General features: G+C 47.0%; 12 protein-coding genes. 8 read left to right on the forward strand and 4 right to left on the reverse strand.

The genetic code is table 11. The annotated features are described in order from the left end of the window. Window positions 1-29: 29 nt before the first annotated feature. Genes NIASO_RS09225 through NIASO_RS09235 form a run of 3 tightly spaced genes read right to left on the reverse strand, consistent with a single transcriptional unit; the run spans window position 30 to window position 1207 of the window. Window positions 30-404 carry a DoxX family protein gene (locus tag NIASO_RS09225; protein WP_008584126.1) on the reverse strand — a complete coding sequence of 125 codons (375 nt, stop codon included), beginning with the start codon at window positions 402-404 and terminating at the stop codon, window positions 30-32. 5 nt (window positions 405-409) lie between these two features. Beyond that, window positions 410-877, reverse strand: coding sequence for an SRPBCC family protein (locus NIASO_RS09230; protein WP_008584124.1), 468 nt, complete (start codon window positions 875-877; stop codon window positions 410-412). A 6-nt stretch (window positions 878-883) separates the two neighbouring features. Further along, a complete protein-coding gene (locus NIASO_RS09235) occupies window positions 884-1207 on the reverse strand; it encodes an ArsR/SmtB family transcription factor (RefSeq protein WP_008584122.1) in 324 nt (107 codons plus the stop codon). Between the two features lie 389 nt (window positions 1208-1596). Here NIASO_RS09235 and NIASO_RS09240 point away from each other — a divergent pair, with 389 nt between their 5' ends. Next, window positions 1597-2577, forward strand: coding sequence for a hypothetical protein (locus tag NIASO_RS09240; RefSeq protein WP_008584120.1), 981 nt, complete (start codon window positions 1597-1599; stop codon window positions 2575-2577). 111 nt (window positions 2578-2688) lie between these two features. On the opposite strand, the gene acs is transcribed toward NIASO_RS09240, so the two are convergent. After that, window positions 2689-4635, reverse strand: a complete 1947-nt coding sequence (acs, locus tag NIASO_RS09245) for an acetate--CoA ligase (protein ID WP_008584119.1) — start codon at window positions 4633-4635, stop codon at window positions 2689-2691. Between the two features lie 268 nt (window positions 4636-4903). On the opposite strand from acs, the gene NIASO_RS09250 reads away from it, so the two are divergent. The 7 genes from NIASO_RS09250 to NIASO_RS09280 all read left to right on the forward strand — a co-directional run bounded on the left by NIASO_RS09250 (window position 4904) and on the right by NIASO_RS09280 (window position 14596). After that, window positions 4904-6415 (forward strand): MFS transporter, encoded by a 1512-nt coding sequence (locus tag NIASO_RS09250; protein WP_008584117.1) that lies wholly within the window; start codon window positions 4904-4906, stop codon window positions 6413-6415. A 32-nt stretch (window positions 6416-6447) separates the two neighbouring features. Continuing rightward, window positions 6448-6675 (forward strand): DUF6814 family protein, encoded by a 228-nt coding sequence (locus tag NIASO_RS09255; RefSeq protein ID WP_008584115.1) that lies wholly within the window; start codon window positions 6448-6450, stop codon window positions 6673-6675. 153 nt (window positions 6676-6828) lie between these two features. Next, window positions 6829-7185 carry a hypothetical protein gene (locus tag NIASO_RS09260; protein ID WP_025298847.1) on the forward strand — a complete coding sequence of 119 codons (357 nt, stop codon included), beginning with the start codon at window positions 6829-6831 and terminating at the stop codon, window positions 7183-7185. Window positions 7186-7618: 433 nt separating this feature from the next. Next, complete coding sequence (locus NIASO_RS09265; RefSeq protein WP_008584110.1) at window positions 7619-9286, forward strand: SulP family inorganic anion transporter; 1668 nt, start codon at window positions 7619-7621, stop codon at window positions 9284-9286. Window positions 9287-9344: 58 nt separating this feature from the next. Next, window positions 9345-9986, forward strand: a complete 642-nt coding sequence (locus NIASO_RS09270) for a carbonic anhydrase (RefSeq protein ID WP_008584108.1) — start codon at window positions 9345-9347, stop codon at window positions 9984-9986. 113 nt (window positions 9987-10099) lie between these two features. Beyond that, window positions 10100-12709: an MGH1-like glycoside hydrolase domain-containing protein gene (locus NIASO_RS09275; protein WP_008584106.1), complete on the forward strand. Its 2610-nt coding sequence runs from the start codon at window positions 10100-10102 to the stop codon at window positions 12707-12709. Between the two features lie 279 nt (window positions 12710-12988). After that, complete coding sequence (locus tag NIASO_RS09280) at window positions 12989-14596, forward strand: carboxyl transferase domain-containing protein (protein ID WP_008584104.1); 1608 nt, start codon at window positions 12989-12991, stop codon at window positions 14594-14596. Window positions 14597-14670: the final 74 nt, after the last annotated feature.

A 14670-nucleotide genomic window follows, 5' to 3' on the forward strand; every position in this document is an offset into this window, starting at 1 on the left:
CACGCTGCTAAAGTTATGCCGTTATTGATTTATGCAGCTAATTTCCTGCCGGCGGGCCGAAAATACCAGGACGTTGCTGTGAGTACCAGCAGCAGCACCGGGCCAAAAAGATCTTTAGCGGCATCTCCGACGATCAGATGTGAAATAATGGCGCCGGACATGGCAAAGAAAAAACCGGCATAGGCCCATTCCTTCAGCAAAGGAAATTTTGGGACCAGCACTGCTACAACACCCAGTATTTTCCAGACGCCCAGCAGGTATAATAAATAGTCTGGATAGCCCAGATGGCTCATCAGCGCTGTTTCCTCTTTTGTTTTTATTAATTGCACTATTCCGGTAGACAACATGCCCAACGCCAGCCAGGCCGTCGCGATCCAATAAATAATTCTGTTTCGTTTTGACATAGCGGTTATTTCAATTTGTTTACGATTTCCTGCAAACGGTCATGCGCCCAATTTATACCTTGAACAAAGGGTAATTGCAGTATCTGGTCCCTGCCCGCAACCGACCGGTATATTACGTGCATTTGCAGGCGGCTGGTATCATCCGTCAGGGGTTCAAATTCCAGGAATTCCAGTTGCACCTCAAAAGGCGTGTTTTCCATTTTGAATGTCCGAATAATTTTTTGATCCGGAACAAATTCATGTATGGTTCCGTTAGCCCGGAATACCACGTTCCCCTTCGCATCGGTTGTTTCATACTGATAGCCGCCGTGCTGTTTATTTTCCTGTTTCAATACATTTGTTCCCATCCATTGTTCAACAATTTCAGGGTCGGCAAATGCTTTGAACAATAAGGCTACGGGTAGTTCAAATTCCCTCGTGATATGAATTTCCTGTTTGCCGTCTTCGGCATTCACTTTTGTTTTCCGTTCCATGATTGATCATTTTTTAGGTTTATATTTTTTCATGATACTTTCCAGTTTATTAAACCGGTCGTCCCACATATTGCGGAAGGGCTCGATAAAATCGGCTATTGCTTTCATCTTTCTTGGATTGAAGTGATAATAGATTTCCCGGCCGTTTTGTTCGGGTTGCAGCAGTTCACATTCAGTAAGTATTTGCAGGTGTTTGGAAACCGTAGGCCGTGCCGTATCAAAATTGGCCGCTATAGCACCCGCCGTCATGGACTGGGTAGCCACCAGCAGCAGTATCGCCCGTCGGGTGGGGTCGGCTATCGCCTGAAAAACATCTCGTCTCAGATTCATTATGTAGCTATTTGACTACAAAAATACATGTAGTCATTTAACTACACAAATTTTTTTTATCGGTTCCTGCCGGCAGATAACATTTATATTTTCTCACAGATAGCACAGCGTCACACAGATTTTTGAAGTCCTTCTGTGAAAATCCGCGGAATCTGTGCCCCTCATTATCCTTCTTATAGCTTCCAATACTTTTTTCTCACGGATTTCTCAGATTTACACAGATTAATAATCCCTTCTGTGAGAATCCGTGCCATCTGTGAGCTTCCTTATTCATCACACCAACAAACGGTATATAAAAAGGTGCGCTTTCGTCCACATCCCCACCAGGAAACCTCTTCCCAGTCAAAAAAACATTATTTTCGCAGCCCATTTAAAACAGACGGAACGCAATGAGTGTAAGTGACGAAGCATTTTCTACCGGCAGTAATTGTATTGAAGTAGCATATTTTTTTGAAGAAAAGACGCATTTAATGGATGCAATGATCCTGAATAAATGCGAGTATGAACTGCTGGCGCTCATCCGGGAGATTGCCACGCGTTTAAAGCTTCGGATCATTATTGAAACCACGCCCCTGACTGAAAAGGATTTCCGGAGACGTTTTAAAGTAGCCCTGAAAAAAGCAACGCCCACAGGTGCAGCAGCGGTCACGATCATTACGGCAGCGCTGGTGCGTATTATTACTACTCCGCTTTCCGCTACAGCCAGTGAAGCAACCCAACAACTGGTGCAACAATTGTTTGACGGACCTTTAGCGTCCGACGCTGCTGACAAAGAAAAACTGCAGTGGCAAATGGAGCAGTTAAAACAACGGTTGCTAACGGGTTGCGCCAGCCTCGATGATAGCAAGGTTATTAAAAAGCGGCGGTCTAACTTTTTTGAACTATTAAGCCGTTATCCCAGGATCAGCCGGGTACAGTTCCTCGCACCAGATGAGGATAGAACATTGATCGCCTACGAAAAAAATGTACCCCGGCAGGAATTCGAATCTTTTATACTTACAGCCAATCCAGTTGAGCCGGAAACAATTGATGAGGCCGACATTGAAATCATTTCGCCGGTATTAAAAAAGAGCAGCAGTAAATGGACGGGCTTATATAAAGGAAGCACCCGCAGTTTTACCATGCAATCGAAAGAATTCAACAAACTCGTACAATCCGGGAAAGTCCAGTTTAAAAACGGAACGGTGATCAACTGCCAGCTTAGCATTCATAAAAAAATCAACAATGAAGGGGTGGAACGGGTTACCGGCATGGTAATAACCGGGGTCAATCGTTATTTTGAAAACGACCTACCCGTTGAAACGGTCGCGGCCCGGAAACCGAAAAAGCAGGTGGAAACCGAAATAACGCAATTAGCGTTGTTTCTGTAGGACCAGGTGGGCTGCAAAAGCGGTACTCAGACCGGAAGGCGGTGAAACGGTAAATTAAAGGCATTTGAAAAAACACCTTCCTGTATTTCCCCCTTCCCAGCTAAAGCTTTTTTATAATTTTCCCTCTTTGATCTCATCTACGATTGCAGGATCCAACAGCGTTGTAGTATCACCCAAATTATTTAACTCCCCTTCTGCCACTTTACGTAAAATACGACGCATGATCTTCCCGCTGCGCGTCTTGGGCAACCCGCTTACAAACTGGATCTTATCGGGTTTCGCAATAGGCCCGATGATCCGGCTTACCGTTGCCAGGATATCTTTTTTCGTCAACTCATCATCTTCTTTACGACGCTTTCCGTCCAGCACCACATAAGCATAAACCCCCTGCCCTTTTACCTCGTGCGGATAACCTACCACGGCGCTTTCGATCACGCTGGCGTGCATATTGATCGCATTCTCCACTTCTGCAGTACCCAACCGATGACCGCTTACATTCAGCACATCATCTACCCGGCCGGTTATTTTGAAATTGCCTGCTTCGTCCCTCCAGGCGCCGTCTCCCGTAAAATACAAATCCTTATAGGTACTGAAATAGGTTTGGCGGCAGCGCTCATGATCGCCCCACGTCGTTCTTAAAATCCCCGGCCAGGGCGCCCGCATACATAAATTACCGCTCATTACATCATCTGTAAATTCCGTGATCTCTTCGCCTTTTTCATCTACCAGCAGGGGTTGCACACCCGGCAGCGGCAATGTAGCCCAACTGGGCCTTGACGGCGTTACGCCTGCAAGGTTCGATATTAAGATGCCCCCGGTTTCCGTTTGCCACCAGGTGTCCACTACAGGGCATTTCTTTTTACCAATATGTTCGTCATACCAATGCCAGGCTTCCTCATTGATCGGTTCCCCTACGGTGCCCAGCACTTTTAAAGAGGAAAGGTCTTTGTCTTTTAAAGGATCGAGTCCATAGCTCATCAGCGAGCGGATGGCCGTAGGCGCAGTATATAAAATATTCACCTGGTGCTTGTCCACAATATTCCAGAAGCGACCGGCATCCGGCCAGGTAGGAATACCCTCAAACATCAGCCCGGTGGCACCTGCCAGCAACGGACCGTAAACAATATAACTATGACCGGTGATCCAACCGATATCTGCCGTACAGAAAAAAACATCCCCCGGCTGGTACTGGAATACATTCACAAAAGTATAGGTCGTCCATAACATATACCCCGCAACGGTATGCACAACGCCTTTGGGTTTCCCGGTACTACCCGAAGTATACAAAATAAACAAAGGATCTTCGGCATCCATTACTTCGGCCGGAACATCCAGGACTTCGTCGTGCATATTTTCAATAACCGCATCCACCTCATCCCGCCACCAAACATCGCGTCCTTTGAGCATACTAACGGGTGTACGCGTGCGGGTATGAACAATGACCCTTTTCACGGTTTTATTTCCGATCAGGGCATCATCAATAATCGACTTCAAGGGTATATCCTTAGCACCACGGTAGGCGCCATCGCAGGTAATAATATACTCAGCGCCGGCATCTTCCAGCCGGTCTGCAATACTTTGTGCAGAGAATCCGCCAAAGATCACCGAGTGGATCGCCCCAATGCGTGCACAGGACAGCACCGCAATAGCCAGCTCCGGCACCATACCAATATAAATACAAACCCGGTCGCCTTTTTTAACGCCGTTATTCCTTAATACCTGGGCAAATTCGCAAACCTTACGGTGCAAGACCTTATAGCTAAGTGTTCTTGTTTTTTCATTGGGATCATTGGGCTCCCAGATAATGGCGGGCGTATCGCCATTGGTCTTTAAATGACGATCCAACGCATTCTCCGTAATATTCAGCTTCGCGCCTTCAAACCATTTTACTTTCGGTTCTGTAAAATTCCATTCCAGCACACGGCTGCTGAACGGTTGTTTTTTCTTCCATTCAAAAGTATCGGCCACATCCGACCAAAATCCTTCCGGATCTTCCACACTTCTTTTATAATCTTCATGGTATTGCTCAATCGTTGTAATCTGAAAGGGATATGACATAACATTATTTTTTCGAGGCCTAAAAGTAGTAAATAAAAATTATTTTATTTCATTGATGTTTTATTAAAAGAAGTATTATCTTGAACGCTATTAACATTGTTTTGCATAACGATTGCGGCGGTTTTCTCGTATTTGACGAATAGCAGAAATGAAACGGGTTCAGACTTCGGCTTGGATGCATAACATTTTTGATCTCCCGATGATTGCCGCGTCCCGATAGCGGTCAGGACGTGGGAAATCAAAATGCCATTAATAAAAAATAAAACAGATGAAACAAACGACCGGATCCGGCACGCTTCGTAAGGTGATCGGGGCCTCCTCTCTTGGTACGCTGATTGAATGGTACGATTTTTACATTTTCGGCATGCTGGCAAAGACCATTTCCACGGAGTTCTTTCCCGAAGGGAATAGCACCGCTGCTCTTTTAAGTACGCTGGCCATATTTGCCGCCGGCTTTATCGTACGGCCCTTTGGTGCGATCTTCTTCGGAAGGCTGGGCGACCTCCTGGGAAGAAAATCCACCTTCCTCCTCACGCTGGTATTAATGGGCGGGTCTACCTTTTTGATCGGTCTGGTTCCGGGCTATCATTCTATAGGCATGGCGGCGCCGCTGATCGTTTTACTGCTCCGGTTATTGCAGGGGCTGGCGCTGGGCGGTGAATACGGGGGCGCTGCTACTTATGTAGCCGAACATGCGCCGCCGGGCAAAAGGGGCTTTTATACCAGTTGGATACAAACCACGGCTACACTGGGTTTGTTTCTGGCCCTGGGGGTGATCATGCTGGTAAAAATGAATATAAGCGATGAAAAATTTAATGCAGAATGGGGTGGCTGGCGGTACCCGTTCTGGTTTTCCATTATCCTGGTGATCGTATCGGTCTATATACGATTAAAAATGCAGGAATCGCCCTTGTTTGCCCAACTGAAAAGTGAGGGAAAGATTGCGAAAAATCCGCTGAAAGAAAGTTTTCGCAAAAAAGGAAATTTCAAAATGGTGTTACTGGCGTTGTTTGGCGCCACCATGGGACAAGGGGTGGTGTGGTACACCGGGCAGTTTTATGCACAAAGTTTTTTGGAAACAAAAGTGGCCCTGAGCTTTGAGCAAAGTCGCCTTATCTTACTTTGGGCGATCGTACTGGCTACGCCCTTCTTTATTTTCTTCGGATGGCTGAGCGACAAGATCGGCCGTAAATGGGTGATGCTGGCCGGCATGCTGTTGGCGATCGTTACCTATCGCCCCATTTTTAACCAGTTACTGGAAGATGCTGACGTGCAGCAATGGTCTGCTGAAAACAGCACCACTACAGTAAAACAACAAACAAAACTTTTAGCGCATAGCACCGATTCCCTGATACTAACCACTACACTTTATAAGCTTTCGAACGGGGCGCAATATGCCAAAGAACAAACAGACACTTTACAAAGTGCCTCCGGAAAAATACTCGAAGGAAAACCCGTTATTAAAAATAAGGTGCTGCCCCATACAGGGAAATATGTTTTACTGGTATTTCTTTTGATTTTTTATGTAACGATGGTCTATGGTCCCATTGCGGCTTTCCTGGTAGAACTGTTCCCGGTGCACATTCGTTATACGTCCATGTCGCTGCCCTATCATATCGGCAACGGTGTGTTTGGCGGGTTAGTACCTTTTATCGGCGTGTTGCTGCAAACCACGTTTACCACCGACCCGCTCATAGGGCTCTGGTACCCGATTGGGATAGCAGCACTTTGTTTTGTCATCGGGCTCGTGTATCTTAATAATAAAGTTACGGATCACTAATTCCTTATTTTTTAATTTCTTATCTGACGGCTATGAATACGATAAAAAAATTTCTGGGTATTGTATGGCTGCTGGCGGGTCCGGCGATCATCTATTTTTTATTAACGGGAGCCATTCATAATATAGAGGCACAGGGCAAAAAAGATATTAATAACCCTGTGATCTGGGTAATCATTATCGCCATCTTTTTACCGATTGCCATCGGGCTAATGATCTTTGGCTGGTATGCGGTGAAGGGGGAGTACAATAGTGAAAAGTGAATAGTCAATGGGATACTGGATCTTTGATGCTGGATTCGAAATATCGAATATCAAGTATCAAGAATCCAGCATCGAGAATCTCTTTCGTTAAAGAATTGTAATTTCTATCCATTTTCTTGCTGCACTGAATGATACGGGCTACCTTTGCAACCAGTGCAAACTAATTTTACATACAAAAGAACAACGCTTCAATTACTGGCTGTACTGTTGGTATTGACACTTGCATGGCTTTCCGTAAGCCTGCCTTTTGTGTATGAGGCCAGGCAACAGCTAACCCAACAAACGGATTCAAAGGAAAAAGATCGGTCAAACCCGTTGTCGGGCACTACCGATGAAAAAGTTCCTTCCAACCCAAATGTGAATATTAACGAGGAATATTTACACGCCGGCAATTACGACCTTTCCATCGCTTCCACGTTGCAAAACACCAATTACATACATACACATGAAAGTATTTATATAGCCTTTCATCCCGAACTGCACGCACCACCACCCAATTCATTAGCTTAACAGCACGTACCTGCACGTCTTTGTGCGGCGGCATAGTCCCTTACGAAAAGTTCTCCCACAAATTATTCAGAGGCACACAGAAAAAATCGCAGATACTCCTGCGCTACATAGGCATAAATGTGTACAAAAGTTGAAGTGTCTGTAAAATCTTCTGCGTATATGTGGGAACCATGCGCAATAAGTTGACGGAAGAATGCTCTCACAGATTACTCAGATTTACACAGAAGGAATACCATATTTCTGTGAACATCCGCGGAACCTGTGAGCAATAAAGTGAGCATTTTTTATAAATGAATTGCGACCAACGAGAGTAGCGTCTTTCGCAAGCAATGTGCTGTTCGCTTTCACCAATTTCCTAGTGTTTTACAATAGTTGCCCTACACAGGTCGTTGACCCGTGTTAAGGGCGCTGTATAAAATTTTATACTTCAGTTATGAATGCACAATACAAATCAAAAAGCATTTTTTCCAATCTGGCCGCAGACCTTCCCTCTTCCATTGTGGTATTCTTAGTGGCGCTGCCCCTGTGTTTGGGCGTAGCGCTGGCATCCAATGCCCCCTTGTTCAGCGGCATCATTGCAGGCGTTTGCGGCGGTATTATTGTAGGTATTGTCAGCGGCTCGCAATTAAGTGTCAGCGGTCCTGCAGCAGGGCTTACTGCTATCGTGGCCTCTGCCATTCTTACCTTACAATCATTTGAAGCCTTTCTGGTAGTAGTAGTGCTGGCAGGCCTTATTCAATTGATCCTGGGTTTTGCCAAACTGGGCATCATCGGCGATTATATACCCACCAGCGTCATCAAAGGCATGCTGGCAGCCATTGGGTTGATCCTTATCATTAACCAAATGCCGCAGTTGCTGGGCGACCGGTCGGCCTTGCCTGCCAATGATGAGGAATCCATTGTTCCCGCCGGAAATATCTTTGTCAATTTTTTTAAAGCATTTGCACACATTACACCCGGCGCCCTGGCAATAGGCATTATTTGCCTGGTCTTTCATTTCATCTGGGAAAAGATCGTTGTCCGTAAAAAAGGATTTATCAAACTGATTCCCGCGCCGTTGCTGATCGTTTTCCTGGGGATCGGTTTGAATGTCCTGTTTGCAAGCACCGGGTTGCTCCCCGCCTTATCCGGCGGGTACCTGGTCAGCATTCCACAAGCCGGTTCTGCTAAAGAATTTGTTTCATTCTTTACAAGTCCAGACTGGAGCGTGATCGGGAACACCCAGGTGTGGGCGCTGGCACTAACCGTTGCTTTAGTGGCCAGCCTGGAAAGCTTGCTAAGCCTGGAGGCGGTGGATGATATGGACCCTTTCCAGCGGGTAAGCCCGGCTAACAGGGAACTAAAGGCACAGGGATTGGGCAATATTGTTTCGGGATTATTGGGAGGCATACCGGTTACCAGCGTTATCGTGCGGTCATCGGCCAACGTAAATGCGGGCGCCAAAACAAAGGTATCGGCCATCTTGCATGGCTTATTGTTGTTAAGTTCCGTAGCTTTCATTCCGTTTTTGCTGAACCTGATCCCCAAAACCGCGCTGGCCGCTATCCTTATTTTTACGGGGTATAAACTGGCAAAGCCCGCTTTATTCAAATTGTATTACCAAAAAGGATGGGACCAGTTCTTACCCTTCATTATAACCATTGTGGCCATCCTGGCTACCGATCTTTTAAAGGGCGTGATCATTGGTATTGCCGTGGGCCTTTTCTTTGCCTTCCGTTCCAACTTCCGGAAAGCGGTATTTGTGGTGACAGGCAATAAAAAATATCTTTTCCGGCTGCGTAAAGATGTATCCTTCCTTAATAAGGCCCTCATCAAACAGCACCTGGAAAAAGTGCCGGAGGGCGCGCAGGTGATCATTGATGCGTTGCGGGCCGATTATATCGATAAGGATATTGTGGAAGTAATTGAAGACTTCATCATTCACGCTCCGTTAAAAAATATAACCGTGCAATTGGAAACAAGCGGGTTTATTGATCACGGATTCTCCGATAAAATACTGGCCAACGACAACCGGGACGGGCATTTAAGAAGGACTTACACGAGGGTGATCATCAGTACCCGGCAAAAGAAAGAATCAAAAGCAACCCCTGAATTTGCGTAACTTAGCAGTACGCCCATAAAAAAACAATAGTAAATAAAAGTCATTTTAAAAAAATATTATGAACGCATACGAACAATTATTACAGAATAACAAAGAGTGGGCCGCGGGCAAATTAAGTATTGATCCGCATTTTTTTGATAACCTGGCCGATTCACAGCAACCGGAGTTTTTGTGGATCGGATGCAGCGATAGCCGCGTACCCGCAAATGAAGTGACCGGTACTACCTCCGGCGAAATATTTGTGCACCGCAATATCGCCAACCTGGTAGTGCACACGGATATTAACCTCATCAGCGTTTTAGAATATGCTGTGGCGCATTTAAAAGTAAAACACGTTATTGTTTGCGGCCACTATGGATGCGGAGGTATTAAAGCTGCGTTAAGCAATGATGATTTTCACCAGGTGCTGAATATGTGGCTGCGTGTGGTTAAAGATGTTTACTATAAATATAAGGATGAAGTGGATGCCCTCCCCGATGACAAACAAAAGGTAAACCGGCTGGTAGAGCTTAATGTAAAAGAACAGGTGGAAAAACTGGCCAAGACCTCCATCATTCAAAAAGCATGGCAGGAGCGCCAGGCCCCGATCCTGCACGGGTGGGTATATGGTCTTGCCGACGGGCAATTGCATTCCCTGCTGAAGATCACACCAGACAGCAACCCTGTTGATCCCATTTATATTTATAAAGACCTTAAATAAACGTTAAGCAGCCCCGCAGTAATGTGGGGCTTTTATTTTAGATTTAACTTTAATAACAAGAAATAGATCCTGGATATAAAACCGGGCAACTTCATGATATCAATTAAAACTGGATGAACGAAAAAGAACGGTTACGGGATGTTAACTGGAGAGCCTGGGGGCCTTATGTCAGCAACCGGGAATGGGGCAATGTGCGCGAAGATTACAGCGCTAATGGCGATGCCTGGAATTATACCACGCATGATATGGCGCGCAGCAAAACCTATCGTTGGGGCGAGGAAGCCATTGGCGGCATCTGTGATGCGAAGCAACTGCTTTGTTTTGCGCCCGCTTTCTGGAACAAAAAAGACCCGATCGTAAAAGAGATCTTCTTTGGGCTTTCCAACAGTGAAGGCAATCATGGGGAAGACGTAAAAGAATTGTTTTATTACCTTGACGGCACGCCGTCGCACAGCTATATGAAAATGCTGTACAAATACCCGCAGCAGGCATTTCCATACAACCAGTTACTGCAGGAAAACAAGCGACGGGGCAAAATGGATCCGGAGTTCGAACTGATTGACACCGGCATTTTTGACAGCAAGGAATACTTCGACATTTTTATTGAATATGCCAAGGCGGATGTGAACGACCTGTTTATAAAAATCACACTACACAATCGTGGCCTGCAACCCGCACCCATCGTGGTATTGCCCACTATCTGGTTTCGCAACACCTGGGCCTGGGGATATGATGATTACAAGCCGGTATTACAACAGGAAAGCGATCAACAGATTGCCATCGATCATAAAGATCTGTTGGTAAAAAAACTGTACAGCCGGGTAAAAGGCGCACTTTTATTTTGCGATAATGAGACCAATAACCAGCGGTTGTACCAGTCGGCCAACGAGCATGCTTATTGTAAGGATGGTATCAATGATTTTATAACCGGCAAAAACAAGCAGGCCACTAATCCGGCTAATAGCGGCACGAAGGCTGCCTTTCAGCAGGATCTTATGGTGGATGCCGGTGGTTCCCTTACCTTGTATTATCGTTTAACAGATAAAACTACCAACGATCCTTTTGCAGACGTTGATCATTTATTTGCCACCCGCATCAGTGAAGCAAATGATTTTTATGCCACCGTACAGGTAGGGCTAAAAACCGATGATGCGCGGTTGGTGCACCGCCAGGCATTGGCCGGATTACTGTGGAACAAGCAATTTTATCATTACAATGTATACAAATGGCTGAATGGAGATCCGGCACAAGTGAAACCGCCGGAAAGCCGTAAAAGCCTCCGCAATGGTGAATGGAAAACGCTGGACAATTCAGAGGTCATTTCCATGCCCGACAAATGGGAATATCCCTGGTATGCCAGTTGGGACCTGGCCTTTCAGTGCGTCAGCTTTAGTTTGATCGATAGTGCGTTTGCGAAAGAGCAACTAAAACTACTTACCAAAGAATGGTATATGCACCCGTGTGGCAAGCTGCCGGCTTATGAATGGAACTTTAGCAGCGTAAACCCGCCGGTACATGCCTGGGCCGCGTTCCGGGTATTTAAGATCGATGAAAAACTGAATGGTATACCCGACCTGCCTTTTTTGGAGACTGTTTTTCAGAAGCTGCTGCTGACCTTTTCCTGGTGGGTAAACCAAAAAGATGCTAACGACAATAATATTTTCGAAGGCGGTTTTTTAGGGTTGGATAATATCGGCATTTTTGATCGGAACGCTACGCTGCCCAACGGCGCGGTGCTGGAACAGGCAGATGGCACCAGTTGGATGGCCATGTACGCGCTCAACATGATGCGCATCGCTTTAGAATTGGCACTTTATAATCCCGTGTATGAAAGTATGGCCAGTAAATTTTTTGAACATTTTCTGGCCATTGCTTATGCGATCAATTCCGCCAGTGAAGATGGTTTGGGCTTATGGGATGAGGAAGACCAGTTTTATTACGACATGCTGCAATTCCCCAATGGCACCAGTTCTTCCCTGCGGCTGAGAAGCGCCGTGGGATTGATTCCCCTGTTTGCAGTGGAAGTGATCGACCAGGATATACTGAACAAATTACCCACTTTCAGCAAACACCTGGAATGGGTATTAAGCCATAAACCGGAACTGGCCAACCTGGTATCCCGCTGGAATGAGCCCGGCAAAGGCAACACCAGTTTGCTCAGCTTACTGCGAGGGCACCGGCTAAAGAAAATTATTGAGCGCATGGCCGATCCCAATGAATTTCTAGGCGAGTTTGGCGTACGGGCGCTTTCCAAAGTATACCAGCAAAACCCTTATGTGCTGAATGCCGCGGGGCTTGAATTCGTAGTGCGTTATACCCCTGCCGACAGCGACAGCGACCTGTTTGGCGGCAACAGCAACTGGCGCGGCCCCATCTGGATGCCGCTCAATTTTCTGATCATTGAAAGTCTGCAGCGCTTTCATTTTTATTTTGGGGATGATTTTAAAATACACTACCCCACGGGTTCCGATCAACGGTTAACACTGGATGAAATAGCAGCAGACCTTACCCAAAGGCTCTGCAGTATTTTCCTAAAAAACGAAAAGGGAAGGCGGGCAGTGAACGGCGACAATCAAAAAGCACAAACGGATCCGGATTTTAAAGATTCCATTTTATTTTACGAATATTTTGATGGCGACAATGGCCGCGGCCTGGGCGCCAGCCACCAAACCGGGTGGACCAGCATTATAGCAAAACTCTTACAGCCGCGGCTTCGGCATTGACGGGGTGTTAGACCTGTCAGGTTTAGGTGCCGCATGTCGCACCGGTCCCATTTGTCCCACGAATGGGTGGGATAATGGGGACCCGGGGACGCAGCCGCCACCTGCACCACAGCACAAGAGTGCGACGCAACACAGACGCCACTGACACCACAGCCCGGCCCATAAAACCGCTGATACTACCGGCTATATAAATTCACAAAAATAAAACTAACATTTGTTAGTAATTTAATCTTTTTTCCTTTACTTCGTATAACTTTAATAGGATCAAAATTTAAACCCTTGTACCAGATACAATCAAAGGTAGACACGTCGGCTGCCATTTTTAAGGAAAGTAAAAAAACATACGAGGCATTGATGGAAACCTATCGCCGGCACCTGCAAAGCGTGGTGCACGATGAGGATCGCCCTGCCGTATTGAAACATAAAAAAAGAGGTAAACTGCTGGCGCGGGAGCGCATCAACAACCTGCTGGACCCCAACACGCCCTTCCTGGAACTGAGCCCCCTGGCGGCTTTTGATATGTACGACAACCAGTTTCCCGGTGCGGGTATTGTTACGGGCATCGGCATTGTGCACGGCCGCCCGGTGCTGATCATTGCCAACGACGCTACAGTAAAAGGCGGCACGTATATGGAGCTGACCATTAAAAAGCATGTACGTGCGCAGGAGATCGCCCTGGAAAACGGATTGCCCTGTATTTATATGGTAGACTCCGGCGGAGCTTTTTTACCGGAGCAGGATAAAGTGTTTCCGGATCGTCATGATTTTGGTCGTTTTTTTTACAACCAGGCACGGATGTCGGCCGCGGGCATTCCCCAGATCGCCATCGTGATGGGCTCCTGTACCGCAGGCGGGGCCTACGTTCCGGCCATGAGCGATGAAACGATCATCGTACGCAACCAGGGTACTATTTTCATCGGCGGCCCGCCACTGGTAAAAGCCGCTACGGGCGAAATCGTATCGGCAGAAGAGCTGGGCGGCGCGGTGGTGCACACCTCCATTTCCGGCGTGGCGGATCATATTGCGGAGAACGATGCGCACGCCCTGGTTATTTGCCGGAACATCATTAAAACATTTGCACCAGCGGAGCAGCAATCATTGGAAACGCTGCCACCGGAAGAACCGTTGTTCGATGCACAGGAACTATACGGCATTGTGCAACCCGACTTAAAAAAACAGGTTGATCCTAAAGAGATCATTGCCCGCATAGTGGATGGCAGTCGCTTTCATGAATTCAAAGCCAACTATGCCCCTACACTGGTAACGGGTTTTGCGCATATTATGGGCTACCCGGTGGGCATCATTGCCAATAACGGCGTGCTGTTTGGCGAATCGGCATTAAAGGGTGCGCACTTTGTAGAACTGTGCACGGCGCGCAACACGCCGATTTTGTTTTTACAAAACATCACGGGCTTTATCGTGGGCAAGGAGTATGAGCACAAGGGCATTGCGCGCGATGGCGCCAAGATGGTGCATGCCGTAGCAAATGCCAATGTACCCAAGTTTACCGTAGTGTTTGGCGGCTCCTTTGGGGCGGGCAACTATGCCATGTGCGGTCGCGCTTATGATCCGCGGTTGTTGTTTATGTGGCCACACTCGAAGATATCAGTAATGGGCGGCGAGCAGGCAGCGGGCGTACTGACGACGGTGAAGGAGGAGCAACTGAAGGCCGCCGGCAAGGAGTTTCCGGCGGCGGAGCGGGATGCGCTGCGGCAATCTATTTTGGATAAATATGAAAAAGAAGGATCGGCGTATTACAGCACCGCCCGGCTTTGGGACGACGGCATCATTGACCCGGTGGACACCCGCAAGATCATTGCCATGGGCATTGCGGTGTCTTTAAATAAAAAGTGGGCGGAGACGAAGAACGGGGTATTCCGGATGTAGATTTTTACCGCGAGGGCGCCAGGGCACGAAGATTTATGTAGCCGGCTATGGTGCAAATAGCAACAAACTTGCGT

This window comes from Niabella soli DSM 19437 (genome assembly GCF_000243115.2).
GTDB lineage: Bacteria > Bacteroidota > Bacteroidia > Chitinophagales > Chitinophagaceae > Niabella > Niabella soli.